At 59.5% G+C, this 23,989-nt stretch carries 24 protein-coding genes; 14 read left to right on the top strand and 10 right to left on the bottom strand.

Annotation, left to right across the window (positions count from 1 at the left end):
- Positions 1-230 precede the first annotated feature (230 nt).
- Positions 231-494 (top strand): DUF3098 domain-containing protein, encoded by a 264-nt coding sequence (locus tag IPM61_15160; GenBank protein ID MBK8912649.1) that lies wholly within the window; start codon positions 231-233, stop codon positions 492-494.
- Positions 495-566: 72 nt separating this feature from the next.
- Here the strand turns inward: IPM61_15160 and IPM61_15155 are convergent, their stop codons facing one another.
- Together IPM61_15155 and IPM61_15150 are read right to left on the bottom strand one after the other, a co-directional pair.
- Positions 567-1,826 carry an imidazolonepropionase gene (locus IPM61_15155; protein ID MBK8912648.1) on the bottom strand — a complete coding sequence of 420 codons (1,260 nt, stop codon included), beginning with the start codon at positions 1,824-1,826 and terminating at the stop codon, positions 567-569.
- Complete coding sequence (locus IPM61_15150) at positions 1,813-2,754, bottom strand: sugar kinase (protein MBK8912647.1); 942 nt, start codon at positions 2,752-2,754, stop codon at positions 1,813-1,815. Before IPM61_15150 ends, IPM61_15155 begins: the two co-directional genes overlap by 14 nt.
- A 288-nt stretch (positions 2,755-3,042) precedes the next feature.
- Between IPM61_15150 and IPM61_15145 the strand changes: the two genes are divergently transcribed.
- The 12 genes from IPM61_15145 to IPM61_15090 all read left to right on the top strand — a co-directional run bounded on the left by IPM61_15145 (position 3,043) and on the right by IPM61_15090 (position 13,118).
- Positions 3,043-3,909 (top strand): hypothetical protein, encoded by an 867-nt coding sequence (locus tag IPM61_15145; GenBank protein MBK8912646.1) that lies wholly within the window; start codon positions 3,043-3,045, stop codon positions 3,907-3,909.
- Positions 3,906-4,187, top strand: a complete 282-nt coding sequence (locus IPM61_15140) for a hypothetical protein (GenBank protein MBK8912645.1) — start codon at positions 3,906-3,908, stop codon at positions 4,185-4,187. The genes IPM61_15145 and IPM61_15140 overlap by 4 nt, the downstream gene beginning before the upstream one ends.
- A gap of 56 nt (positions 4,188-4,243) precedes the next feature.
- A complete protein-coding gene (locus IPM61_15135; protein ID MBK8912644.1) occupies positions 4,244-5,014 on the top strand; it encodes a hypothetical protein in 771 nt (256 codons plus the stop codon).
- Positions 5,014-5,886 (top strand): cytochrome c oxidase subunit II, encoded by an 873-nt coding sequence (coxB, locus tag IPM61_15130; GenBank protein MBK8912643.1) that lies wholly within the window; start codon positions 5,014-5,016, stop codon positions 5,884-5,886. The genes IPM61_15135 and coxB overlap by 1 nt, the downstream gene beginning before the upstream one ends.
- Positions 5,883-7,472: a cbb3-type cytochrome c oxidase subunit I gene (locus IPM61_15125; GenBank protein ID MBK8912642.1), complete on the top strand. Its 1,590-nt coding sequence runs from the start codon at positions 5,883-5,885 to the stop codon at positions 7,470-7,472. Before coxB ends, IPM61_15125 begins: the two co-directional genes overlap by 4 nt.
- Before the next feature lie 730 nt (positions 7,473-8,202).
- Positions 8,203-9,249: a heme A synthase gene (locus tag IPM61_15120; GenBank protein ID MBK8912641.1), complete on the top strand. Its 1,047-nt coding sequence runs from the start codon at positions 8,203-8,205 to the stop codon at positions 9,247-9,249.
- Entirely contained in the window at positions 9,246-10,154 is a 909-nt protein-coding gene (cyoE, locus tag IPM61_15115; GenBank protein ID MBK8912640.1) for a protoheme IX farnesyltransferase, read from the top strand. The genes IPM61_15120 and cyoE overlap by 4 nt, the downstream gene beginning before the upstream one ends.
- A 15-nt stretch (positions 10,155-10,169) precedes the next feature.
- Positions 10,170-10,718, top strand: a complete 549-nt coding sequence (locus tag IPM61_15110; GenBank protein MBK8912639.1) for a cytochrome c oxidase subunit 3 — start codon at positions 10,170-10,172, stop codon at positions 10,716-10,718.
- 37 nt (positions 10,719-10,755) lie between these two features.
- Positions 10,756-11,439 (top strand): SCO family protein, encoded by a 684-nt coding sequence (locus tag IPM61_15105; GenBank protein MBK8912638.1) that lies wholly within the window; start codon positions 10,756-10,758, stop codon positions 11,437-11,439.
- Positions 11,436-11,873, top strand: a complete 438-nt coding sequence (locus IPM61_15100; GenBank protein ID MBK8912637.1) for a DUF420 domain-containing protein — start codon at positions 11,436-11,438, stop codon at positions 11,871-11,873. The genes IPM61_15105 and IPM61_15100 overlap by 4 nt, the downstream gene beginning before the upstream one ends.
- 138 nt (positions 11,874-12,011) lie before the next feature.
- Positions 12,012-12,947: a PorV/PorQ family protein gene (locus IPM61_15095; protein MBK8912636.1), complete on the top strand. Its 936-nt coding sequence runs from the start codon at positions 12,012-12,014 to the stop codon at positions 12,945-12,947.
- A 9-nt stretch (positions 12,948-12,956) separates the two neighbouring features.
- Positions 12,957-13,118: a hypothetical protein gene (locus IPM61_15090; GenBank protein MBK8912635.1), complete on the top strand. Its 162-nt coding sequence runs from the start codon at positions 12,957-12,959 to the stop codon at positions 13,116-13,118.
- Positions 13,119-13,413: 295 nt separating this feature from the next.
- On the opposite strand, the gene recA is transcribed toward IPM61_15090, so the two are convergent.
- The 8 genes from recA to IPM61_15050 all read right to left on the bottom strand — a co-directional run bounded on the left by recA (position 13,414) and on the right by IPM61_15050 (position 22,869).
- Positions 13,414-14,505, bottom strand: coding sequence for a recombinase RecA (gene recA, locus IPM61_15085; GenBank protein MBK8912634.1), 1,092 nt, complete (start codon positions 14,503-14,505; stop codon positions 13,414-13,416).
- 316 nt (positions 14,506-14,821) lie between these two features.
- Positions 14,822-16,183 carry an oligosaccharide flippase family protein gene (locus tag IPM61_15080; GenBank protein ID MBK8912633.1) on the bottom strand — a complete coding sequence of 454 codons (1,362 nt, stop codon included), beginning with the start codon at positions 16,181-16,183 and terminating at the stop codon, positions 14,822-14,824.
- A 26-nt stretch (positions 16,184-16,209) separates the two neighbouring features.
- Positions 16,210-18,222 carry an alginate lyase family protein gene (locus IPM61_15075; GenBank protein ID MBK8912632.1) on the bottom strand — a complete coding sequence of 671 codons (2,013 nt, stop codon included), beginning with the start codon at positions 18,220-18,222 and terminating at the stop codon, positions 16,210-16,212.
- Positions 18,183-18,698: a hypothetical protein gene (locus IPM61_15070; GenBank protein MBK8912631.1), complete on the bottom strand. Its 516-nt coding sequence runs from the start codon at positions 18,696-18,698 to the stop codon at positions 18,183-18,185. The genes IPM61_15075 and IPM61_15070 overlap by 40 nt, the downstream gene beginning before the upstream one ends.
- Positions 18,699-18,722: 24 nt before the next feature.
- A complete protein-coding gene (locus IPM61_15065) occupies positions 18,723-19,337 on the bottom strand; it encodes a hypothetical protein (protein ID MBK8912630.1) in 615 nt (204 codons plus the stop codon).
- 19 nt (positions 19,338-19,356) lie between these two features.
- Positions 19,357-19,974, bottom strand: coding sequence for a sulfite oxidase-like oxidoreductase (locus IPM61_15060; GenBank protein ID MBK8912629.1), 618 nt, complete (start codon positions 19,972-19,974; stop codon positions 19,357-19,359).
- Between the two features lie 29 nt (positions 19,975-20,003).
- A complete protein-coding gene (locus IPM61_15055) occupies positions 20,004-20,486 on the bottom strand; it encodes a tetratricopeptide repeat protein (GenBank protein ID MBK8912628.1) in 483 nt (160 codons plus the stop codon).
- Between the two features lie 97 nt (positions 20,487-20,583).
- The gene (locus tag IPM61_15050; GenBank protein MBK8912627.1) at positions 20,584-22,869 is read right to left on the bottom strand and encodes a hypothetical protein; all 2,286 of its coding nucleotides are present in this window, start codon (positions 22,867-22,869) and stop codon (positions 20,584-20,586) included.
- A gap of 22 nt (positions 22,870-22,891) precedes the next feature.
- Between IPM61_15050 and tsaD the strand changes: the two genes are divergently transcribed.
- The gene (gene tsaD / locus IPM61_15045; protein ID MBK8912626.1) at positions 22,892-23,932 is read left to right on the top strand and encodes a tRNA (adenosine(37)-N6)-threonylcarbamoyltransferase complex transferase subunit TsaD; all 1,041 of its coding nucleotides are present in this window, start codon (positions 22,892-22,894) and stop codon (positions 23,930-23,932) included.
- Positions 23,933-23,989: the final 57 nt, after the last annotated feature.

Here is a 23,989-nt window from a genome sequence, read left to right as displayed (position 1 = left end):
CCCTGGTGGGTGTGCCAAGACGCTCTTAGTCGGTCTGTCTCCATGACCGGCTTTTTTTTTTGTGGGTAGGGCTGTATGTTTGCGCCCAATCAAAGAACAACAACAGGCATCGCTCTCTCACTCTGGAAGTCAGAACAAGAATTATGGCAAAGCAAGAAGCACCAGTCCGTAGAACAGCAACACAGCGCGTGCGCCCCGGGGTCCGAACCGCAGAACCCAAAGGCCCCAGCATGGTTTGGGGATTCTCCTTTGGCCGAACAAACCTGATCCTTCTGCTTGCTGGGGTTGCGGTGATTGTGGTGGGATACCTTCTGATGGGAACCGCCATTACCGATGGCGACCCGGCAATGAACGATGGCATCTGGAATAACGCCAACGCCGTGACGATTGCCCCGATTTTGCTGACGATCGGCTACGGCATCATCATCCCGTTTGCAATCCTCTACCGTGGAAAGAAGCAGGAAGAAGCCACGCCGCAAGAGCAGGCAGCATAAACGGAAATCCCAAAAATGTCAACAAGCCGGAAGCAGATGCGCTGCTTCCGGCTTGTTCGTTGTTTGCTTGATTTACGCGGCGTGAATCTGCCCCGCTTTCACCACCATCCCCACCTGGTTCACCCCGTAATGATAGACGATGTCGGGGTAATCCGGGACGTTGAAGATTGCCAAATCCGCCATCTTCCCAACCTCAACCGAGCCGATCTGATCGGACCGCCGGACCGCTGCCGCGCCGTTCAGCGTGGCGGCGGTGATCGCTTCCTCCACCGTCATCTTCATCCCCATGCAGGCAAGCGCAAGCGTCATCTGCATATTCTCGCTCATGTTCGACCCCGGGTTGCAGTCGGTGGCCAGCGCGACGGCCATTCCGGCGGCAATCATCTTCCGCGCCGGAGCAAAAGGGAGGCCAAGATAGAAGGCTGTTCCCGGCAGCAACGTGGCCACAACCCCGGCCTGGCGCATCTGCACGATCCCTTCCTCCGAGATCATCAGCAAGTGGTCCGCCGATGCCGCGCCAACCCGCGCCGCCATTTCCGCGCCGCCAAAACTGGAAAGCTCGTCGGCATGGACTTTCAGCTTCATCCCCTGCTTGGTTGCGGCGCGGTAGATCTGCTCCGATTCCTCCACCGTGAAATATCCCGTGTCGCTGAACACGTCGCAGAACTCCGCCAGCCCTGCGCCCACCACTTCGGGGATCATCTCCTCGGCAACAATTCGGACGTATTCTTCGCGGCTTGCTTTGTGCTCCGGCGGGATTGCGTGCGCCCCCAAAAATGTTGGGATCAGCGTTGCCGGAACTTCGTTCGCGGCTTGGCGAATGGCTTGCAGCAGTTTCAGTTCGTTCTCGGTGTCCAGCCCGTAGCCGCTTTTGGCCTCGATGGTGGTGGTTCCGTGACGGAAGGCGTTCCAGATACGCGGAAGGCTTTCGGCCACCAGGCTTTCCACCGTGGCGTGGCGGACCGACCGCATCGAGCTAAGAATCCCGCCGCCGGCTTCGGCAATCTCCTGGTAGGTTGCCCCACGCAGCCGCATGGCGAACTCGTTGGCGCGGTTCCCCGCAAACACGATATGGGTGTGGGAATCCACAAACCCGGGAAGGATGGTTTTGCCGGTGCAATCAATCCGTTCGGTATCGGGGAAGTTTGCGGCTTCGGTTGGGCCAACCCATACAATCCGCTCCCCATCAACGGCAATGGCTCCGTTGCGGATCACTCCAATCTGGCCCATCGCCTTACCCGCACGGTGTGGGACCGGGATCGCCGCGCCTTCTTCCCAGCCGTCCGGGGCCGCAACCGTCACCAGCGTTGTGATCTTCTCAAACAGCAGCATCGTCAAGCTCCACTTCGTCTAAATCGAACTCAGCAATGGCGCGGAATGCCGCCGCCCGCTGCTGAATTTCCTCGTTGGAAAGGTCCTTGATGGCATCCAGCGAAAATTGCTGGACGCAGAAGCTGGCCATTGCGCTGCCGTAAATCACGGCGCGGCGCAGCGTTGCTTCGGTGATTGCCCCGGCTCGTGCCAAGTAGCCGATAAACCCTCCGGCAAAGGTGTCCCCGGCCCCGGTTGGGTCGTACAATTCTTCCAGCGGATAGGCCGGCGCGCTGAACATCTCGTTCTCGATAAACAGCAACGCGCCATGCTCCCCTTTTTTGATAATCAGCACCCGCGGCCCCATCTCCATGATGATTCGTGCGGAGCGGATCAGGTTGGGGTGGTGGCTAAGCAGGCGGGCTTCGCTGTCGTTGATGATAAGGCAATCCACCCGCGCCAGCACTTTTTTCACTTCCTCCAACGCCCCTTCAATCCAGAAATTCATGGTGTCGCAGACGATGAACTTTGGGGCGCGCATCTGGTCCAGGACCTTCCCTTGCAGCGTAGGGTCGAAGTTTCCCAAACAGACAAACTCCGCATCGCGCAAGGCTTCGGGGATCACGGGGTCGAAGTCCAGCAGCACGTTCAGTTGCGTCTCAAGGGTGTCGCGCTGGTTCAGGTCGTAGTGGTAGCGTCCGCTCCACCGGAAGGTTTTCCCCCCTTCTTTCACCACCACTCCGGAGGTGTCAACCCCGCGTGATTGAAGGAACGCAAGGGCTTCTGGCGAGAAGTCATCGCCAACGATCCCGACGACCCCAATCGGCTGGGTGAAGTAGCTGGCGGAAGTGGCGATATACGTTGCCGACCCCCCAAGCGCGTCATCAGCGCGTCCGAATGGAGTTTCGATGGAGTCGTAGGCAAGCGTTCCGATAACGCAAAGATTCATGGTTGCTCTGCTGTGTGAAGGATAAAGAAGTTGTGCGTTCTGCGCGCCATGCGTGCGGGTGTCGCGGGCGGCGGCAGCTTCGGGTGGGGGGGGAAGCAAGGCATAGTGTGGGCGGCATTGTTCCCCGGCACCCCGCCAAAGCGCGGCGCAAAAGTACACCGTGGAAACATCCCCTTCCAAACCGTTTGGCCCGTTTCGGCGGCGGCGTAACGGATCGGTGCAACGTTCGCTGGCGGTTTTCCCTAATTTCTTGCCGCGTTCCCAGCCAAAGGATCATTCTACCTGCCGATGAGCTTCCCACAATCTGCCCAATGCCTTTTTGCCCTTCTTCTCCCATTGCTGTTGCTTGCCTGCAACGGCCAGAACGATGCGCCGCAGCCAGCAAACCAAAGCAATGGATCCGCAGGGGGGAGCAATCCTGCAACGGCCTATCGTGAGGTTCGGGTGGAGAATGGGGGGAGCGTTGCCGGGCGGGTGCTGTATCGCGGAAGCCCCCCGAATCTTCCCGAGTTTGAACCCACGGCAGACCAGGAATCGTGCGGCGGGGCCAAGCTGAACCAGCGGCTGAAGATTGGCCCCGGCGGCGGCGTTGCCGAAGCAATCGTCTATCTGGAAAACGTCCCGCAGGGGAAACCGATGGGGGAGCTGCGGGGTGGGGGAACCAGCATCACTCAAGTTGGCTGCACGTATCAGCCGCACGTTCTGGTGGTCCCGGTTGGTGCGGCGGTGGCGGTGCGGAACGATGATGAGCTTCCCCACAACGTTCGCGCCGAACGCGATGCCAACGGCGCGATGGTCCTGAATCGCACGCAGCCGCGAAGCGGAGTTACCGACACTTTGCGCGCCCAAGCCCCGGGGCTTATCGCCGTCACCTGCGATTATCACCCCTGGATGAGCGCGTACATTCTTGGCGTGCAACACCCTTACTACGCCATCACCGACAGCAACGGAGCGTTCTCCATTGCCGACGTTCCGCCAGGAACCTACACGCTCCGCCTGTGGCACAACGGGGTGATGCAACGCCCAAAACGGGACACGGAAGGAAGGCTGGTTGGCTACCGATACGACAAACCCACCGAGCTTCAGCAGCGGGTGGCCGTGGAACCCGGGAAAAACGCAGAAGCAACCTTTACGTTGCCGGAGGTGAAGCCGTGAGCGGGCATCGCTGGATTGTGGCTTTGTTCGTTGTGCTGCTCGTTTCGCTGGCGGTGGTTCCGGCAACGCTCCATGCCTGCCCGGGCTGCGGTGCCGATGCTGCCGCTTCCAGCCCGGGGTTGGCCAACGGGTTCGCCTACGCCACGTTGGCGTTGATTGCGGTTCCGGCGATTGCTGCGGTTGCCGTCTGGGGCGCGATTCGCCGCGTGCTCCGTTCGGCGCAGCGGGCCACGGGCGAACGCACCGTTACATCATTCCATGACCCAAGTCAGCATTGATTTCCCCTCAATCCAGCTAATTAGGTTCCGCAAACCCGAACACGCAAACCGATCCAATGCTCAACCGATCTGCAACACTTACCTCGGTGCTTCTGCTTGCGGCAATCGCTGCCGGATGCGGCGGCGAATCCACCGAGAAGAAAACGCCCGACGCACCACTGCTGAAGTTCGACCCCGCCACCGCCGGGACCATCTCCGGCACGGTGATCTTCCAAGGAACCCCGCCGCCGCCAACCCCTGCCGACATGGGGGCCGACGAAGCCTGCCACACAAGCCAGCCCCAGGACCCACGGCTAACCGATGATGTTGTGGTGAACGGCGGGAAGCTGGCCAACGCCTTCATCTACATCAGCGAAGGGGTGAGCGGAAGGTATCAGCCCGCGGCAGATTCGGTGGTGCTGAACCAGCACGGCTGCCGCTACGACCCGCACGTGTTTGGGATTATGGTGGGGCAGAAACTTGTCATCAAAAACAGCGACCCCACGCTCCACAACGTCCATTCCATGGGGTCCAAAAACAAGCAGTTCAACCTTGCGCAGTATGGCACCGACCGCGGCAAGGTCCAGACGGATATCAAGGAGTTCGACCACGAGGAGATCATGGTCCCGGTCTCCTGCGATGTCCACGGCTGGATGCGCTCCTACGCTGGCGTGCTGAACCACCCCTTCTACGCCGTTAGCGGCAGCGATGGGAGCTTCAGTTTTAAGGCCCCGCCAGGAACCTACACCCTTACCGCGTGGCACGAACGCTTGGGGAAACAGACGGCCCAAGTAACCATCGCCAGCGGCGAATCCAAACCGGTATCGTTCACCTTTACGATGCACTGATGCACCGCAGGAATCCCGCGCAGTTACGCTTGCTTCTGGCCACCGTGGTGCTGTTGGTTGCGGCCCGGGCCACGCTTCTGGCCCAAAGCGGCGCCGCCGGGTTCAACTGGTGGTTCCCCCCGCAATCGTCAACGTCGGCGGGGGAGATTGATGCGGAGTTCATGCTGATTTTTTGGATCACCGCGGCTGCCTTCGTGGCGGTGATGATTGCGCTGGCGGTGGTTCTTTGGCGGTTCCGTTACCGCGAAGGGCGGGTTCCATCATCCGTTGCAAGCAATGTTCGGTTGGAGCTTATTTGGGGGGGAATTCTGCTGGTGATCCTGCTTCTGCTTGCGGCCAACAGCCAGTCGGTTTGGGGGGGATTGAAAGCAAAGCCGCAGAATCCCGACTTGGTGGTTCAGGTTCGCCCGCGCCAGTTCCAATGGGATGTCCGGTATGCCGGGCGCGATAAGTTGTTCGGCACGCCAGATGATATCACGGCCATTAACCAAATCTCCGTCCCGGTAGGGAAGCAAGTGTTGGTCCGATTGCAGGCCCAGGATGTGATCCACAGCTTCTTCGTTCCCGAATTCCGCATCAAGCAAGACGCTGTTCCCGGGATAGAAACCAACTTCTGGTTCCGCGCCACGCGGCTTGGGAAGATGGAGATTGCTTGCGCCGAACTGTGCGGATTGGGGCATGGGGTGATGCGCGGAATCCTGACGGTGATGCCTGCCGACAGCTTCGATATTTGGTACTCCAAAAAAATGGAGGAGAAGCAGAAACAGCAGCGGGGGAAGGTTGCGGCGATCGCCCCGCCGGGAATCGTTCTGCCGGGAATTGCCCCGACGGAAGCTCCCCGCGCCAAACGCCAGAGCGGGAGGCCGGCATGAGCCAACTGTTCTCCACTGATTCCGTGGCGATTGCCAAGCGGTATCTCCTTTTCTCGTTCACGTTTTTGTTTATCGGCGGGTGGCTGGCGTTGCTGATGCGGTGGCAGCTTGGATACCCGGGGGAATCGGTGCCGGCGGTGTTCGGCGCGGGGCTGCTTCCGCAGGGGATGGTCCCCGATGGCGTGATCCTTCCCGACACCTACAACGGGCTGATGACCATGCACGCCACGTTCATGGTCTATTTTGCGGTGCTGCCGGTGCTGGTTGGTTTTTTCGGGAACCTTGTGGTCCCGTTGCAGATCGGTGCCCAGCGTTCGGCGTTCCCCCGGCTGAACTCCGTCGCCTTCTGGCTGATGATCCCCGCCGGGGCGATGATGATTGCTGGTTTTTTTGTGGAAGGTGGGCCGGCATCGGCGGGGTGGACGGCGTATCCGCCGCTGTCGGTGCTTGCTGCGTTCACCGGGTCGGGGTTCGGGATGAACCTTTGGATAACGGCCCTGCTGCTGCTGGGGGTCTCGCTCATTCTTGGGGCCATTAACCTTGCCGCCACGGTGATTCTGCACCGCAGGCCGGGGATGGAGTTCTTCCAGATGCCCCTTTCCACGTGGGCGTTGTTCACCACTGCGCTGCTGGTGCTGGTGGCCATTCCGGTTCTGGCGGTTGCCCTCGGGATGTTGCTGAGCGACCGCGTTGCCGGCACAACGTTTTTCATCCCTGAGGGCCTCTATCTTTCCGGCAAACCGATGAACAATCCCGGGGGGGGCCAGCCGTTGTTGTGGCAGCATCTGTTCTGGTTCTTTGGCCACCCAGTGGTCTATATTTTGGTGCTGCCGGCAATGGGAATTGTCTCCGATTTGCTGGCGGTGTTTTCCGGCAAGCGGGTGTTCAATTACCGTGGGATGGTCTATTCAACATGGGCGTTGGCGGGGCTTGGCTGCTTGGTGTGGGGCCACCATATGTTCCAATCGGGAATGAACCCGATGCTTGGCACCACCTTCATGGTGGCCACCATGGTGATTGCGGTCCCATCGGGCCTGAAGACGCTGAATTGGATTGGGACGCTGTGGGGTGGGAACATCCGTTTCACCGTGCCGATGATGTGCGCGTTGGCGTTTGTTTCCCTGTTCATCATTGGTGGGCTTTCCGGCATTTTCATGGCCTCAAGCTCGGTGGATGCGTACATCCACGACACCTACTTTATCGTGGCCCATTTCCATTACGTGCTGATTGGTGGGACGCTGTTCGCAACGTTTGGCGGGATTGCCTACTGGTTCCCAAAACTTTACGGGCGGACCATGAACACAACGCTTGGATATGCCCATTTTTGGCTGACGTTCATCTTCTTCAACTGCACGTTTTTCCCGATGCATATCCTGGGGATTGGCGGCCATCCCCGCAGGATTTTCGACCCAACGGCGTATGATTTTTTGCGAGGCCTGCAGCCGATCAACGTCTTTATTACGTGGAGCGCGGTGATGCTGGGATTGTCGCAACTGCTGTTCGTTGCCAACTGGGTCTGGAGCCGGAAACGGGGCGGGCTGGTAGAATATCGTGATAGCACCCCCGAGGTAGCGGCAGGTCTTTAGCCTGCCCAGTATCTACCGGCGCGGTAGCGATCTCGGGGTAGCGGCTCCGATCTTTATCGGGGCCCAGATAGCCAGCGCGATTAAGTTGGAGCCGAGTTCAGATATCGCCGAAGGCTAAAGACCTTCGGCTACCGGTGCGGTAGCGATCTCGGGGTAGCGGCTCCGACCTCCGTCGGGATTGATAACAGGTCTTTAGCCAGCCGCCGAAGGCTAAAGACCTTCGGCTACCGATGCGGTAGCGATCTCGGGGTAGCGGCTCCGACCTCCGTCGGGATTGATAACAGGTCTTTAGCCTGCCAGCCGCCGAAGGCTAAAGACCTTCGGCTACCGATGCGGTAGCGATCTCGGGGTAGCGGCAGGTCTTTAGCCTGCCCAGTATCTACCGGTGCGGTAGCGATCTCATAGCCAGCGCGATTAAGTTGGAGCCGAGTTCAGATATCGCCGAAGGCTAAAGACCTTCGGCTACCGGTGCGGTAGCGATCTCGGGGTAGCGGCAGGTCTTTAGCCTGCCCAGTATCTACCGGTGCGGTAGCGATCTCATAGCCAGCGCGATTAAGTTGGAGCCGAGTTCAGATATCGCCGAAGGCTAAAGACCTTCGGCTACCGGTGCGGTAGCGATCTCGGGGTAGCGGCTCCGACCTCCGTCGGGATTGATAACAGGTCTTTAGCCTGCCAGCCGCCGAAGGCTAAAGACCTTCGGCTACCTTATTCCTGATTACTGACAACCAACATGAAACGCCTTACGCTTGCTGGGTTTGCCCGCTTCTTAGTGGTTTGGATTGTGCTGCTGATACTCTTCGGCGGCCAAGTGAAAAGCACGAACTCTGGGCTGTCGGTTCCCGATTGGCCGAACACCTACGGCCATTTTATGTTCAGCTTCCCGTGGGACCAGATGGTGGGCGGGATTTTCTGGGAACACTCCCACCGGATGATCGCTTCGCTTGCCGGGATTTTTACGTTTGTGCTAACGTGGTGGGTGCTTCGGGTGGAGAAGCGGAAATGGGTGCGGAGCGTTGCAATCTGGAGTTCGGTGGCGGTGCTGGTGCAGGGGGTGCTGGGGGGGATGACCGTCTGGTTCAACCTTCCCGCGTGGATCTCAAGCTCGCACGGAACCCTGGCCCAGATCTATCTGTGCCTTGTCCTGACGATTGCCGTTGCCGCCGGACGGCAATGGAACAACGGGGAAAACCGCGCCAGCGATGGCCCCGGCATTGGGCTGCGTGGCGTGGTGCTGGCAACCACCATCACCATCTTCTGCCAGCTTATTCTTGGCGCGGTGATGCGCCACTCCGAAGCCGGGCTTGTGATCCCCGACATCCCCACGATGTTCGGCAGCTGGATTCCACCATTAACCGAGGAGCGTTTGGCCTTTGCCAACCAAGAGTTATGGAAGATGAATCTGATGTATAAGATTGGCTTGCAGGAGGTGACGATGGGCCAGATAGTGATCCACCTGCTCCATCGGCTTGGCGCGGTGGCGGTGACGGCAATGGCAATCTGGACCTTTATGAAGGTGCGTCGCCAGCAGCCCGATAACCGTATGTTTACCCGCCCAGCGGCGGCACTGCTGTGGCTTGTGGGAATCCAAGCAACGCTGGGAATTTTAACGATCCTTACCGAGAAGCAGCCGGAGATCACCACGCTTCATGTGGTGACCGGGGCCGTAACGTTGGCCGCCAGTTACTGGCTGACGCTGCGTGTGCGCCACGGGCTGGCCGCCCCAAGCAATCAACCAACAACGATGACCCTGCACGCCAAAGAAGGAGTAGCGGCATGACCGAATCAGGAAGCCGCGCCATTGCCGCAGAGCGCAGCCAATGGCGGGCGCGCATCGGCGATTTGTTCGAGCTAACCAAGCCGCGGCTGACACTGCTGAATGTGATGGCAACGCTGGCCGGTTTTTACGTTGCCGCCACCTCACCCCTTGATGGATGGCTGCTGTTCCACACCCTTGCCGGGACGTTCCTTGTTGGCGGCGGGTGCGGGGCCTTGAATATGTACGCCGAACGCCAGCACGACCACCGGATGAAACGCACCGCCATGCGCCCGCTTCCGTCGGGGCGGGTTACTCCGTTGGAGTCGTTGGTGGTTGGGGTGGTGATGTCTGTTGCCGGGGTGCTGTACCTTGCTCTTGCCGTCAATCTGCTGACGGGGGTGCTGGGGCTGGCCACGCTGATCTCCTACCTGTTTTTCTACACCCCGCTGAAACGTCTTTCCACGCTGAACACGATTGTGGGGGCAATCCCCGGCGGAATCCCGCCAATGATGGGGTGGACCGCCGTCACCAACAGCCTGGACCCCGGGGCCTGGGTGCTGTTCGCCATTCTCTTCTTCTGGCAGATGCCCCACTTCCTTGCGCTGGCATGGATGTACCGCAAGGATTACGAGCAGGCCGGCTACAAAATGCTGACCGTGCTGGACCCCGACGGCATCAGCACCACGCGGCAAATCTTGATGTACTCCGCCGCGCTCCTTCCGGTAAGCCTTATCCCAACAATGTTTGGGATTGCCGGAAAGATCTATTTCTGGGGGGCGTTGTTTCTTGGGCTGGCCTTCATCATCCTAAGCCTTCGCCTTCTGTTCGACCGCCAAAACATCAACGCCCGCTGGGTGTTCCATTACTCCCTGATCTATCTGCCACTGCTTCTGCTGACGATGGCGTTGGACAGGGGAAGCGTGTAGCCCGCACACAAACCCATGCCAACCATCCTTCATGCTCGCGTTGGTGTTGCCCTGATGATCGGGGCTTCCGCAGCTCTGTTCGCGGGGGGGCTGGCGGCGTTTTTTGTGCTGTGGGGCAGCCGCCAAGTGGATGCCACGTTGCCACCCCTTCCGGTTGGGATGTCGCTGATTTCCACGGTGGCGATTGGACTTGCGGCCTTCTGCTGCTGGTTCGCAAGCCGACTGCTTGCATCGGGGCAGCGGGGGAATGCTGCCAACGGGGTGTACGTCGCGCTGCTCTGCACCGGGGCGTTTGTTGGCGTGCAGCTTGCCGAGCGTTTCGGCGAATCTTCCGGCATGCTGCCCCCAAGCGCGAACGTGCTGCACGCGCTGTTCGGGTTCCTTACGTTGCTCCATCTGCTCCATGCAATTCTTGCGCTGGTGATGCTGGGCCGGCTGGGGCTGCAAAGCTGGAACGGAAGGTTGGAAACGGAGGGAAGGGGGATGCTGGATGGAACCACCAATTGGATGCTCTATCTGCTTGCCGTCTGGCTGGTGCTGATGCTGCTGATGTTCGTCGTCTAACCTCCATCATCTACTGGATCATCAAACCGTTGTTCGTATGTCAACTTCAACTGCTTCACCTTCTCCCTTGCGTCGTGGCGGCATCAACCCGCGGACGCTGATACTGTTTGCGCTGGCCGGCGTGGTCCTGTGCGGCGGCGCATGGCTGGCCCTGGGGCTTGCCAACCGGGGCGGCTCCGAATCGCCCAACACCAACGGCCAGGCCCCGCGATTGAGTGACTACGGCGTTGTCCCCAACCTTTCGCTGACCGAACGAAGCGGACAGCAGCTAAGCCTTGATGAATTGAAAGGGGAGGTCTGGGTTGCCAACTTCATCTTCACCCGTTGCGAAGGGAGCTGCCTGGCAATGTCAACCAAGATGCAGGAGCTTCAGAATGCGTTGCAGCAGGTGGAGGGGGTTCGCTTAGTCTCGTTCACGGTGGACCCGGAGAACGACACGCCGGAGAAGCTCACATCGTTTGCGGAAAAGTACCAAGCCGATGGCCGCAAGTGGCTGTTCCTGCGTGGCTCGGAATCGGCAATTCAGCAGATGGCGAAGGAGACGTTCAAGCTGCCGTTTATGGACGGGACCGACCCGAAGGAGCCAATCATCCATTCATCGCGGTTTGTGTTGATGGACCAACAGATGCACATCCGTGGATACTACGGCAACAACGATCCCGACGTTCTGAAGAAGCTGATTGCCGACATCATGGTCCTAAAAGACACAGGTGCCGAATGACCTTCGACGTTATGATGCTCCCTGCCGTGAACGCCACGTTGAACGGGATTGCCACCATGCTGCTGGTGGCGGGGTTCATCCTGATTAAGCAGGGGAATCGCAAGGCCCACCGTGCGGCGATGCTCAGCGCGTTCGCCACGTCGGTGCTCTTCTTGGTCAGCTACGTGGCGTATCACTCGCTTCGTGGCGGAATGAACACGCCGTTTGGCGGTCAGGGGGGGATTCGCACCCTTTACTTCATCATTCTGTTTTCGCATATCGCGTTGGCGGCGGTGGTTCCGGTGTTGGCAATCATCACGCTTCGGCGCGGGCTTGCCGCCAAGTACGACCGCCACCGGCGGATTGCCCGCATCACCCTCCCAATCTGGTTGTACGTCTCGGTGACGGGGGTGCTGGTGTATCTGATGCTCTACCAGTGGTATCCGGCGCGGTAGCCGCCGCATCCGGGCGTGTCCCGCAATCGCTGGCTTGACAAGGCCCCATTGGTTCAGCTACTTTGCGTCCGTGGCAGAAGTCCGCTGTATATTCGCCACAGTTCAAGCCCACATATTCCGTAGATCAAACCGATCATCATGCGCGTTCTTTCGCTTCTCTTCCTTCTGGTTTTCACTTCAGCCGCGTTTGGCCAGCGTGCGTACGTCTATGACTTCCTCCGGAACGAGTCCTCGGCACGGGCTGCGGCGATGGGGGGGGCGTTTATCACCATCGGGGGGGATGTCTCCGGGATGTTCTACAACCCCGCACTGCTGAACACCATTGACTCATCGCAGGTCTCGCTCACCTTCCACAAACACTTGTTGGACATGAACAGCGGCTACGCAACGTTCGCCACCGGGGTGGAAAACGTTGGGCAGATTGGCGTTGGGATCAACTACAACAGCTACGGCTCCTTCAACCGGACCGACCGCAACGGGCAATCCGACGGCACAACATTTGGCGCAAGCGACATCGCTTTCACGGTCGCTTGGGGAAGCACGCTGGGTGAAGGATTCTCGGCAGGAATTGCCGGCAATTTCATCAGCACCACGATTGACTACGCAGGCTCCAGCGCGCTGGCGATTGATGGCGGAGTGCTGTATCAGGACACCGCATCGCGGTTCCAGGCCGGGGTGTCGCTGCTTCATGTTGGCGGGCAAGTCTCGTCGTTCGGGGAAACAAGCGAGGATCTGCCAACCGATCTTCGGCTGGGGATTTCGCACCGCTTGCGTGGGCTTCCGCTCCTGATCGCCCTGAACTTCACCCGCTTGCTCGATCCGCAGGAGAATTTTTTCGACCGTTTCGCTTCCTTCTCCGTTGGTGGTGAGTTCCGCCTCTCGAATCCCTTGCGGCTGCGTTTGGGCTACAACAACCAGGTCCGCTCCGACGTTGCGTTTGGGTCGTCAAAAGGGCTGGGGGGCTTGTCGGCAGGGGTTGGAATTTTGGTGAAAGAATATCGGTTCGATTACGCCTTCAACAGCCTTTCGCGGCTTGGGGCGCAGCACCGCATCACCCTAAACGCCGCATTCTAAGCCCTGCCCATGCGCTGGTTCCTTTCGCTTCCCCTGCATTTCCAGATTGCTGCTGCCGGCGTGGCGGTGCTGTTTGTGGCATTGGCCATAAAGAAGATGCTGAAGCTCCTGTTCCTGCTGATTATTCTGGTGGTGGTAATCGCGCTGGTCTATCCGCTGTTTAATTATTGAGGGTGGGGGGGGAACCCGTCGTTGAACGGGTTCAATTCAATCGTGGCGGCCAGCCTTTCTGGGGGGGGATTATTCTGGTGGTGCCGTATCTCTTCACCACGCCACACCAAAACCATGATGAAAAAACAGATGCAAAAATAATCGCCGCCACGACGGCTGTGAACGTCGTGGCGGCGGTTTCCTTTGTTGGCCTGTGTGTGTTGCCTTGCTTGTGGTGCGCGCAGGGCGTTGCTTCGGCCTTTGTGTTGTGGTGTGGGGTGAACTATTTCATGGGAGTTGGGCCTGTGTTCCGCGGTTAGTTCACCGATTGCTTCCGGCTTGCTTTTACCGGCGCGCCTTCGGCTTCCCCAGCGGGATTGCTGCTGTTGCCGTTGCGGGTGGCAACCGGAACCGGAATCCCCATCTTCTCACGCACCTGGCGGTCCAATGCCGAGGCCAACGCAGGGTCATCATTCAGAAGTTTTTTCAAGCCGTCGCGACCTTGGACCCGTTCCTCGCCAAGCGTGAACCACGATCCGCTTTTCTGAATCAGCCCTTCATTGATTGCCATATCCAGCATGTCGCCAATCTTGGAGATACCTTCGTTGAACATGATGTCGAACTCCACTTCCTTGAACGGAGGGGCCACCTTGTTTTTGATGACTTTCACCCGAACGCGGCTGCCGATGATGTCGGTCCCATCTTTCAAAATCTCCTTGCGGCGGATGTCCATCCGGACCGAGGCGTAGAACTTCAGGGCGTTGCCGCCAGTGGTGGTTTCTGGGTTGCCATACACCACGCCGATTTTGTTGCGAAGCTGGTTGGTGAACATCACCACCGAGTTCGAGCGGCCAATCGCTGCGTTCAGTTTCCGCATCGCTTGCGACATCAATCGGGCTTGCGATCCCATCTGCGCATCCCCCATCTCTCCCTCAATTTCTACGCGTGGGGTCAATGCCGCAACGGAGTCAACCACGATAACATCCAGCGCGCCGGAGCGCACCAGCGTTTCCACAATCTCCAGGGCCTGCTCCCCATACTCTGGCTGCGCCAGCAGAAGGTTGTTGACGTCCACGCCAAGCCGTGCGGCGTAGTTTACGTCCAGCGCGTGCTCGGTATCCACAAATGCGGCCATTCCGCCGCGCTTTTGCGCTTCGGCGATCACGTGCAAGCAGATGGTGGTTTTCCCCGACGATTCCGGGCCGAAAATCTCGATGATACGCCCACGCGGAACGCCCCCAATCCCAATGGCCGTATCCAGCGAAAGGGAGCCGGTGGAGATTGCTTCAACAGGAACGACCGCATGGTCGCTCAGCTTCATGATGGAGCCTTTGCCATATTGCTTCTCGATGGCATCCATTGCCGTTTCAAGAGCTTTCTTCCGTGCGTCGAGTGATGCGTCAGCCATGATCGTTTCCCAGGTTAGTTGTGTATGAAATGAAGGTTTCTGTATCGCAGTTTTCCCGTCAGTTATCGGTCAAGTAGGCGAGGTGTTCAAATGATGACTGGCACGAAAATAGGGTGTTGGATTGAAAGAACAAAGCAGTTTTTGTGCCGAGCAAAATTTTTTTTTCAGCGTGGGGGAAGCCACCACCGCAACGCCGCCGAACCCCAAGTTTTTTGCCGAATCTGCCGGCCATTGAAGAACGGCCAACAATCTACGCCCAGCGGTCCCAGAAACGTGCTCAGTGGGGAAGGGATGGAGTGCTCGCGCTCGCACGCTCTCAGGCTTTTCGCATCGCAGCAAGGCGGCGGCGCACGGCGGGGCCAAAACTGCGGGACCGGCGAATCACCGAGCCGAAGGTGAACGGGATGTAGCGGTTCATCCGTTGGACCAGGAAGAGCGCGGTGACGGCGGTTCCCAGCAGCACCGCAATCCCCATCCCGGTTTCGTAGAAAAAGTAGGTCAGCAGAACGCCCGCCACCACCATCACGAACGTCCCGATCAGGGTGCCGCGGAACAGGTCGCGGGTGTGGCCCATCCCCAGCAGCACCACCGAGGGGACAATCACAAACGGCGCAAAAAATCCGGACCCCATCAACCACTGAAACACCGGGATGGAGTTCTCCTTGTTCGGCAGGATAATCGGGACCACAACGTTTGCGAAAGCAATCAGCAGAAGCGACATTGGGACGATCAGGACAACAAGGGCGGCGGTGGCAAGCTCGGCAATCTCCCTGACAGATTCCACCCGTTCCTGGGCATACGCGCGCGAGGTTGCCGGAACCAGCAGCAACTGCGCCGCGTCGCGGATGGACTCAAAGAACCGGTAGAAAATTTTTGCGGCGTTATAGACCCCTGCGGCAATGTGCCCGCGCACCGATGTGACAATCACCGCATCCCCTTGCTGCTGGATAATCGTCAGGATTCCGGTTCCCCCCTGGTGGATTCCCAACGCCAGCACGCGGCGCATCGAGTCGGCAAGGCGGGTTGTGGTGGGGATCATCCATTTCCACGTGAAGGCAAGCCCGGCAAGGGAGCTGGCGATGAAGGCGTACAGGTTGTAGTCAATCAACACCATCGAGTCGGTCAGGTGGCCGTTGATTCCGCCAAGCACCATCAAGGCGATTACCCCGCCGAAGTAGGCCAAGTCAACAAGAAAAATCTGGATGATCCGGTACTCCACCTGCAGCACCCGAATGGTGATGTTCCGCAGTGCCGTGCTAATCACCAGCAGCCCAATGGTCCCGAACGCTTCAACCGCCGCATTGCTTTTCAGCACGCTGGCAATCGGCCCGGCACCGAACGTGATGCCGTAGCCCAGGGCAACCATGAAGCCAAGATAGAGAAGGGAAGAAGCGGTGACGATGGGGCGGGAGATGGTGTGTTCTTCGGCGCAGAGCTTTACCATTGGCTGAAGGATGAAGAAATCCCCCAAAAGGCTTAGGCCCAGAAACAGAGCTTGGAACACCGTCCACACCCCCCATTGATCGGCGGTGAAGATTTTCAGCGGAACAAGAATCAGCACCACGCCATAGACCATTTGCAGGCTTTTGTCGGCAGCCGCCCAGAGTGCCAAACGCTGCGGCGAGCGTGCGGAGCGTTCCAGTGGTTCATCGGGCAGCTGCGGGCTGTTCTCGGCCATGAAGAAAATCGGCAGGAATAGGAGAATTAGGAGACGTGAGGTTGTTTCCGAACGCGCCAAAGATAGCGCAATCGCGTTGGCGCGGATGTGTCGAAACTCATCACCAACCACCACGCCGGTTCCGCCACTCCGTAGCTTGGCGAGTACCAGCCGGGGACGATGGTAAACGGGTGGCTGCACTCCAACTCCACGGCTTCCCCCTTGTCGGTTTCGGCTCCGTTCATCGTTGCCCGCGTTGGCCCTGCCTGCGTGACCGATAGGCTCCCCGGCAGCGTGAACCGAACCTGAACGTGATGCCCGCCGCCGCCAAGAATCTCATCCTCCACCGATAACACTTCCCCCCGAAGTTCCCACCGCCGCCGCACGGTGATGCTTCCCGAGGGAAGCGTCCGGTAGGCGTGGTGTTCCGCCACAAGGGTTGCCCCGTTGCTGCTGGTTTCCCAGTCAACAATCTTCACGTTGGTGTTGTCCTGTTTCACCCGCCAAAGCCCGTCGAACGGGGCGATTTCTGTTTGGTCAATCATCGGGGCGTTGTGGGCGCGGGTGCTGCGAAGCTGGTTGCGGCGTTCGGGGTCCCGGGTGTAGCAGAAGGTCCCGGGGTCAATCACTATCCCGCCGCCAGCGGTGTGAAGCGTGAACGATAGAGTGTCGTTGTTTCCGTGCAAGCCAATCGGGCCAACGTCGGCAACAACGTGAAGCCATTGGTTCCGCAGCACCGCAAACCCGCCGTCGGGGTACAGGCGCGATTCTTCGCGGGGGCGCGATTCCAACGCATCGTAGATGTCTTTCCCCGCATCCCCCGTCAGCATTGCGGCTTCCAAACTGAAATGGCCCGCGCGCTGTTTGTACTCACCCCGCTGGAAGATCACCGCCGCCAACGCCAGCAACCCACGATGGTCGTACAGCGGCTGTGGCTCCGTTAGCCGAAGGATCACTCCATCATCCGAATCTCCAAACTGCGGGACCGTTCCGGTGGGGGGAAGGTAATCGCACATAAACTCCACCATGCGCTCAATCTTCCGCCGCGCTGGTTCCGGGAATGGGTCGCCCGCACGCTGGCACAGAAGCAAGGCAATCAGGTACATCTCCAACACTAACCGGTGGTAGCCAATCGAGCGTTCATAATGAACTCCATCATCCATCACCTGCGCCGATAATTGCTCAATCATCCATTTCCGCCCGTCGGCAAACCAGCGTTTCCCGTCGGGGTGGGTGTGGAGCAACGCGCCAATGGCCAGCAGCCCAAAACAGTTGGAGAGGTAGTGGTTGGTAAGATTGAAGAAGTATTCAAGATTATGGGAAAGGTGGTCCCCATGTTCCCACACCATCAGCAGATAATTCTTCCACCAGTCGCTGCCAATGGACGGCGCGCCGGCAAACAGTGAGTAGCCGCACGCCAGCCAAAACCCGCGAATGGCCACCTCCATCGGCATGGCCCAATTCACCCCTTGGTCCCGCGGGTTCTGCCGCTGCCAGTCGGAAACGATCCGTTGGAATTCGTTGGCCCAGCGTTCATCGCCGCTTGTGCGGTGGGCGTTCCCCAGCCACGCAATCCAGTACATCCGGCTAAGCTCCCACGGGTATTTCACATCCGCGCCGTCGCCATCCATGAAGCGGATGCGGGCGAAGTAAGCGAGCGGCCAGCGCGCTTGGCTTCCGTAATCGCGGTGCCAATCGTAGCCACCGCCGGGCGCGGCAATCTGGCAACCCAGCAGAAGGATATTCCCCGCAGCGAATCGCTCCGCATCGCCAAGAAAATTGGCGGAAGCGGGAATGCCCGCCAGCGTTGCGCCGGTGGCCGCCACAAACGGAAGCCGTGGCACCGCCGCCAAATGGAAATCGGCAACGAAGGTTTCGGGCGTGCGGAAAAAAGTGAATTGGCGTTGGAACGATTCAAGGCTGGGGGAAGGGTGCTGCTGGCGTGCGTACCGCCGCCGCCGCACGGCTTGGCGGAACACCTGGACGATATGCCCCACGCCATGCCGCCGCGCCGAAGCAATCAAGAATTTGATTCGTCGAACCAGGTTCTGATAAGCCATACATCGGTTGGTGCGTTGCGGGTTAGGCGGAACTGGGCGCGGCCATCAATCCGGAAGGTTTCGCTGGCTTGCAGGATGATCTTCATGGTGTAGGCACGCGTGACGGTAAGCCGGACCGAGTCGCCATCCTGCGAGATGAAGTCGTTCCACTGGATGTCAATCTGGTCGGCACTGTGGAACAGATTCCACGCAATCCGCATCTCCTCATCGCGGTTGAAAGCCACCTCGGCAGCGCGGTCGGGGTTGTAGTAGCGGAATTGGAAATCGGGGTGAAGCAGGCTTCCATAAATCAACGTGTCGCCGTAGGTGAACGCGTACTGGACGTTCTGGAATACGCCGGCCACCGTCCGCTGGTCCCCAAGCGTGGAGGAAAGGTTGGAAAGCCCCGGCTCCAGCTTCGGCGCAAACGGGTTGGTGCAGCTTGCCAACAAGGCAAACAACAGCAGCGCGGGGAAGATGATTGCTGGAACTCTCAATCGGATTTGTCGGTTGCTGGACCCTTAGTTGCTGAACCGTGCTTTTATCACCGACCAACTTGTTTTCCCGGGAAGGGCAATGTCGCGCCAGCTGGTGATTGCCCATTCGTTCAGGCGCGACAATCGCAAGGTAAGTTGCAATTCCCCTTCGGCAAGTTGCTCAACGGAACCGCGGGTGTGGGGGAATCGCGCAAGGTAGCTTGCGGTGAACTGGATGGAGTCGCCAATCGGAAGTTCCGTGATCTCCGATGGAGTAAAAATCACCGAGCAAGAAACGTCCGGCTGAAGCTCGCCCACAATCGTGCGGAAATATTTTTCTTCCTGGTCAATGGACCAATCGGAAAACAGGGTGGGTGCGGTTGCCGCCCCCTGGGCCGATGGAAGAAAGCGGAAGGAGGGAAGCCCGCCGCCGCGTGCGGAGTCGCTGAAGCAACGCCGGTAATCGCTGGGGTTGGAGAATCGCAGGGCGTTCTCAAGGTTCCGCAAAACCAGCGTTGGCGCGGTTGGTGGCTCGAAGTTGGACCCTGCGCTGGTTGGCGGTTCGGGGTCGCGGGTGGAGAACAGCCCACAGCCGCAGAAAAAAATGCCGAACGCCAAAAGGGGTAAGCGATAGGACCGGAATGTGGCAATGCGTAGCATAGGTGTTGGGGGGCGGTGACTACTCCCAGTAGCGTTCTTCGTTCCAGGGGTTTGCGCTGTTGCTGTAGCCGTTCTGCTCCCAAAAGCCAGGCTGATCGTTCTCAAGGAAATCCAGTGCGTGGATCCATTTTGCCCCTTTCCACGCGTACCGTTTTGGGGTGAATATCCGCACCGGTCCGCCATGCTCCGGCGGAAGCGGTTGGCCGTTGAACGTGTGGGCAATCATCACATCTTCATCAAGCATCCACCGAAGCGGCAGGTTGGTGGTGTAGCCGCCGTAGGCACGTTGCAGAACGAACGCCGCGCTTGGCTGGACAAGGTGGCGGATGGAGTCGTACAGGTCGCGGAACATCACCCCCGTCCATTCATCATCGAACCGTGACCAGTGGGTGACGCAGTGGAAATCCGCAACAAGGGTGGTTTGCGGAAGCGCCATGAACTCATCCCAACTCCAAGATTTGCTTTGGCTTACCGCCCCGCCAATCCGCAACTGCCACGCATCGGTCCCGATGATTGGCGTTGGGCCGTAGGTCATCACCGGGAACTTTGCGGTAAGCAGCTGCCCCGGGGGAAGTTTCGCCAAGCCGTAGCCATTGGCGGCAGCGGCTTCGTCCGGTTTGGAACTGAACAGTGGCATGGTGCGGAATGGTTAGCAGAGTTACGGGATTAGTTCATCCAAGCAATCAACCGCTCGGAGGCTTGCAATGCTGGCTTGTAGTCGGGCTGGTGCGCCAGCGATTTCTGATACTCGCGCAAGGCCTCCTGGAACTCCCCGGTTCGCTCATACACCCTTCCCAAATTGTTGTGCGGGTAGTGGCGCGATTCGTACCGTTCGGCTGTTGTGGCCAGCTTCAGCCACGGGATTGCTTCCTCGTAGCGGCGCAGGGTGATAAGGTAGGAACCGATGTCGTTGTAAGGATTGCCGAAATCTGGGTCCAGCCCGATTGCCGTCTTGCATTCCTCAATCGCCTCCTCCAACTGGCCGCGATAACTCAGCGACCAGCCCAGATACGTATGCCCCTCGGCAGTGGGGTAAATCTCCACCGAACGGCGGCAGAACTCCACCGCCTCGTCAATGCGGCCCCCCATCAGTGCGTTGTATCCTAACTTCCAGTAGCGTTCAGCTTCTTGAAGGAGTGAAGATGTCATGGTTGTTCAGTGCTTATGTGATTCAGGAACGGAGCCAAGTTTACGGAACGCTTCTGCGACGAACAAGAGGGCGGAGCAACTTTTTCATCACCCCCGATTACATCATCCCGCTTCGTTTCCGCAGCAGCCACTCCAGCGAAAACGCCGCAAGCGCAGCAATCAGGAAATAGAGATGATTCCAGAGTTGGTGGTCCACACGGTGCTCGATGGAGCGGGGCGCAAACCCTTTGTGGGAAAGAATATCGGCAACCAATTCCCCGGCCTGGCGCGAGGTGTAGAAACGCCCTCCGGTCCGCTTGGCAAGGGTCCGGAGAAGCTCGGCATTCATGGAGGTTTGCAGAAGCTCCAACCCAACTTCGCCAACGGTGAATCTTCCGGCATCGGTCCCAATTTCCTTGCTTCCAACGGTGGCCCGCCCGGTGAATGAGTAATCCCCGGCGGGAAGGTTGCTCAGGGTTCCTTCGTACCGCCCGCTTCCGGTTCCGGCAAGGGTTAGCGGGAAGGACCGCCCGCCGCCACCAACAACGTTCACCGTCACCTCGGCCTCGTTGATTGGCGCGTAGCTGTCGTCATATACCTGCCCCAGCAGCCGAACCGGTTCGCCAAGATTGTACAGCGGCTTGCTGGCCACAATCTTCACCTGCTTCTGCTCCTGGTGGGTGGCAAGCCAGCGGAGCGAGCCGTTGATGAAATCCCCCAACACGTTTGCCCCTTGCTGGCCGCGAACCTCGCGCTGGCCGTCGGCAAGAAGTTGCCAGCGGTACAGGCCGTAGCCGGAAACAAACATCGAGCGGGATTTGCCCAGCCGGCGCGTCACCACCAGCGGCTCGCCAAGTTGCGCGTTTCCCAGCCGCGTGGTGGCCAGCACCTCCGCCTCCGGCTTAGGTTGCACGGCGGTTTCGGTGGTGAAAATTGGCGGAAGCGCTTCCCACGCCTGCAGGTTTGTGCCGCGCAGAATCGCGCTGTTTCTCCCTTGCTCGGTCAGCGTGGGAAGGATTTGCAGCTCGGTGGAACGGCCAACCCCCAGCGTCACCGGAAGGAACGATTCCAGCGACTTCAATCCATTGATCTCCACCCGCGAGCCCATCACCACCAACAGCGGAAGTTCGCCGCTGGCAAGCGCGGCGCGGATGGTTGCCACGTCCGCCGGCGCGGTTTCGCGGGTGGGGAAGTCCACCAGCAGCAACGCCTCGGCCTGGCGGAACGCCCCGGGGTCCAGCTTCCCCTCCAGAAATTCCCCCCGCTCTTTCTGGACGTAGCTCCGCACCTCGATGTTCTTGTCTTCGGCCAGCAGGCGTTTCAGGAAGGCCACGTCGGGGTTGGGGCCGCCGGCAATCAGCACGTAGTTCCGCTTGTTGGATTTCACTTTCACAAACGTGCTGCGGCTGTTGTTGCGGGCGGTTAGCTCGGCGTTGGCAGCGGCGGCATCAACGGTGGCGGTCAGCTTGGCGGTGCCTGGGGTGCGTGGGCGGTAGGTGAAGGTTGTGGTGTAATCGTTGGTTCCGTTGGTGGCCGCTATCTGCTGGGTTCCCACCACTCCGGCATCGTCGCGCAGCGTCACGCTAATCGCCCCCTCCGGCATTCCCGACGAGCGGACCCGAACCTCCACCGGAAGCTCGGCATCCACGTACGCGATTTCGTTGGTGAACACCTGCTGGACCGAAACATCACGCGGCTCAACCGAATCCCCCACCCCCACGGCAAACACCGGAACGCCCAGGCTTTGCGCTTCCTGGATTGGGTTTGGGCCGGCGTTGTAGCGGCCATCGGTCAGCAGAAGAATGGCGCGAAGGTTGGTTTGGCGAAGCGTGTCGGAGGCTGCCGAAAACACCGCCGCCAACCGCGACTCGGGGCCAACCGCACGAACCCGCGAAAGGGAATCAAAAAGGAGCGGGTGGATGGAGTCGGAAATGGAAACCACCGATGCCCGCCCGGCAAGCTCGGAAGAACGGACCACCGTTTCGGCAATGCTTCGCGCCTCGTTGATCCGTGCGGAGTCCAGCCCGGCAAGGGCCATGCTTTCGGAGTTGTCAATGGCCACCATCAACGTTGGCTGCTGGGCCGTGACCGTCAGCATGGAAAGCACCGGCTGGAACAGCGCAAACAGCAGCAGCCCCACACCGATGGTCCGCAGGGCAATAAGGGTCCAGCGGCGGAGCGGCGTAACCGGGGGAAGCGTGCTGCGGTAGGTGTACACCGCCACCCCCGCCGCCGCAAGAATAATGGCCAGAACAACCCAGGGGCTGGCGGCCAATCCGATGTTGAAGTCGTTCATAAACGGGGCAAAGGTATCGGTTCGGGGGAAGCTGTTCAACAACCAAACGCCGGCACGGTTCGGAAGATTGCACACCGTAGCAAGTTGGCGGATTGCTTGGCCTTCCAAGTTCCGTTTATTGCCGCCACTTATGGTCCGGACCTTGCTTGCCCTCGAATCCTCCTGCGACGAGACCTCCGCCGCCGTTGTCCGCAACGGCGTTGTGGAGTCGTTGGTGATTGCTTCCCAAAAAGAACACTCGGCATGGGGCGGGGTGATGCCGGAGCTTGCCTCCCGTTCGCACGTGCGGGCAATCGCCCCAACCATTGCCGAAGCACTCCGCAAGGCCGGGGCAACCGCCGCCGAACTGAGTGCCGTTGCCGTCACCACCGAACCCGGGCTGATTGGTTCGCTGCTGGTTGGGGTGAACGTTGCCAAAGGAATGGCGGTGGCGTTGGGGATTCCCCTGATTAGCGTTCATCACATCGAGGCGCACCTGCTTTCGGTGCTGCTTGATAACCCCGATGCCGAATTCCCGTGGCTTTCGCTGGTGGTGTCTGGCGGGCACACACTGCTGTACGTGGTGCACGCGCCAGGCAACTACCAGCTGATTGGCTCCACCCGCGACGACGCTGCTGGCGAGGCATTCGACAAAGGGGCGAAGATGCTTGGGCTTGGCTATCCAGGCGGTCCGCTTGTGGACCAGCACGCCCGGCAGGGGGATCGCAACGCCCACAAATTCCCGCGCGGGCTTCTTTCACCCGACACTCACGACTTCAGTTTCAGCGGGCTGAAAACTTCGCTCCGCTACTTCCTTCGCGACCATTTCCCGGGCGCGCCGCCAACCGGCCAACCTCTTGCCGATCTGTGCGCATCCTACCAAGAAGCGATTGTTGAAACGCTGGTGGAAAAAACGATGCGTGCGGCAAAGGTCCATGGCACCAAGCGGATATCGGTGGTTGGGGGCGTTTCGGCAAACAGCCGATTGAAGGAGAGGATGGAGCAGGAGTGCGGCAGCCGCGGCTTCACCAACTACACCATCAAGCCGATTCATGGGACCGACAACGCGGCCATGATTGGCGTTGCCGGGTGGCAGAAATTTCTTGCCGAAGATTTCAGCCCACTTTCCATCACCGCGCGTGCCTCCACCATCCGTGCCGACCGCCACGGAGCCTTGCGGGTCAAGGGGTAGCCGCCCGCGCCGGAAGCATTGCTTCTAACCAGTCCCATCGTTCCGATTCCCATTCTG

The organism is Chlorobiota bacterium (genome assembly GCA_016710285.1).
Lineage (GTDB): Bacteria > Bacteroidota > Ignavibacteria > OLB7 > OLB7 > OLB7.
This window is presented reverse-complemented; position numbering and strand designations above follow the sequence as displayed.

Coding starts and splice junctions, on each gene's coding strand:
- IPM61_15100 (MBK8912637.1), top strand. CDS start 11,436: ATGACCTTCGACGTTATGATGCTCCCTGCCGTGAACGCCACGTTGAAC.
- IPM61_15105 (MBK8912638.1), top strand. CDS start 10,756: ATGTCAACTTCAACTGCTTCACCTTCTCCCTTGCGTCGTGGCGGCATC.
- IPM61_15160 (MBK8912649.1), top strand. CDS start 231: ATGGTTTGGGGATTCTCCTTTGGCCGAACAAACCTGATCCTTCTGCTT.
- coxB (MBK8912643.1), top strand. CDS start 5,014: ATGCACCGCAGGAATCCCGCGCAGTTACGCTTGCTTCTGGCCACCGTG.
- IPM61_15075 (MBK8912632.1), bottom strand. CDS start 18,222: ATGGCTTATCAGAACCTGGTTCGACGAATCAAATTCTTGATTGCTTCG.
- IPM61_15125 (MBK8912642.1), top strand. CDS start 5,883: ATGAGCCAACTGTTCTCCACTGATTCCGTGGCGATTGCCAAGCGGTAT.
- tsaD (MBK8912626.1), top strand. CDS start 22,892: ATGGTCCGGACCTTGCTTGCCCTCGAATCCTCCTGCGACGAGACCTCC.
- IPM61_15145 (MBK8912646.1), top strand. CDS start 3,043: ATGAGCTTCCCACAATCTGCCCAATGCCTTTTTGCCCTTCTTCTCCCA.
- IPM61_15055 (MBK8912628.1), bottom strand. CDS start 20,486: ATGACATCTTCACTCCTTCAAGAAGCTGAACGCTACTGGAAGTTAGGA.
- cyoE (MBK8912640.1), top strand. CDS start 9,246: ATGACCGAATCAGGAAGCCGCGCCATTGCCGCAGAGCGCAGCCAATGG.
- IPM61_15150 (MBK8912647.1), bottom strand. CDS start 2,754: ATGAATCTTTGCGTTATCGGAACGCTTGCCTACGACTCCATCGAAACT.
- IPM61_15090 (MBK8912635.1), top strand. CDS start 12,957: ATGCGCTGGTTCCTTTCGCTTCCCCTGCATTTCCAGATTGCTGCTGCC.
- IPM61_15110 (MBK8912639.1), top strand. CDS start 10,170: ATGCCAACCATCCTTCATGCTCGCGTTGGTGTTGCCCTGATGATCGGG.
- IPM61_15060 (MBK8912629.1), bottom strand. CDS start 19,974: ATGCCACTGTTCAGTTCCAAACCGGACGAAGCCGCTGCCGCCAATGGC.
- recA (MBK8912634.1), bottom strand. CDS start 14,505: ATGGCTGACGCATCACTCGACGCACGGAAGAAAGCTCTTGAAACGGCA.
- IPM61_15095 (MBK8912636.1), top strand. CDS start 12,012: ATGCGCGTTCTTTCGCTTCTCTTCCTTCTGGTTTTCACTTCAGCCGCG.
- IPM61_15080 (MBK8912633.1), bottom strand. CDS start 16,183: ATGGCCGAGAACAGCCCGCAGCTGCCCGATGAACCACTGGAACGCTCC.
- IPM61_15155 (MBK8912648.1), bottom strand. CDS start 1,826: ATGCTGCTGTTTGAGAAGATCACAACGCTGGTGACGGTTGCGGCCCCG.
- IPM61_15065 (MBK8912630.1), bottom strand. CDS start 19,337: ATGCTACGCATTGCCACATTCCGGTCCTATCGCTTACCCCTTTTGGCG.
- IPM61_15135 (MBK8912644.1), top strand. CDS start 4,244: ATGCTCAACCGATCTGCAACACTTACCTCGGTGCTTCTGCTTGCGGCA.
- IPM61_15120 (MBK8912641.1), top strand. CDS start 8,203: ATGAAACGCCTTACGCTTGCTGGGTTTGCCCGCTTCTTAGTGGTTTGG.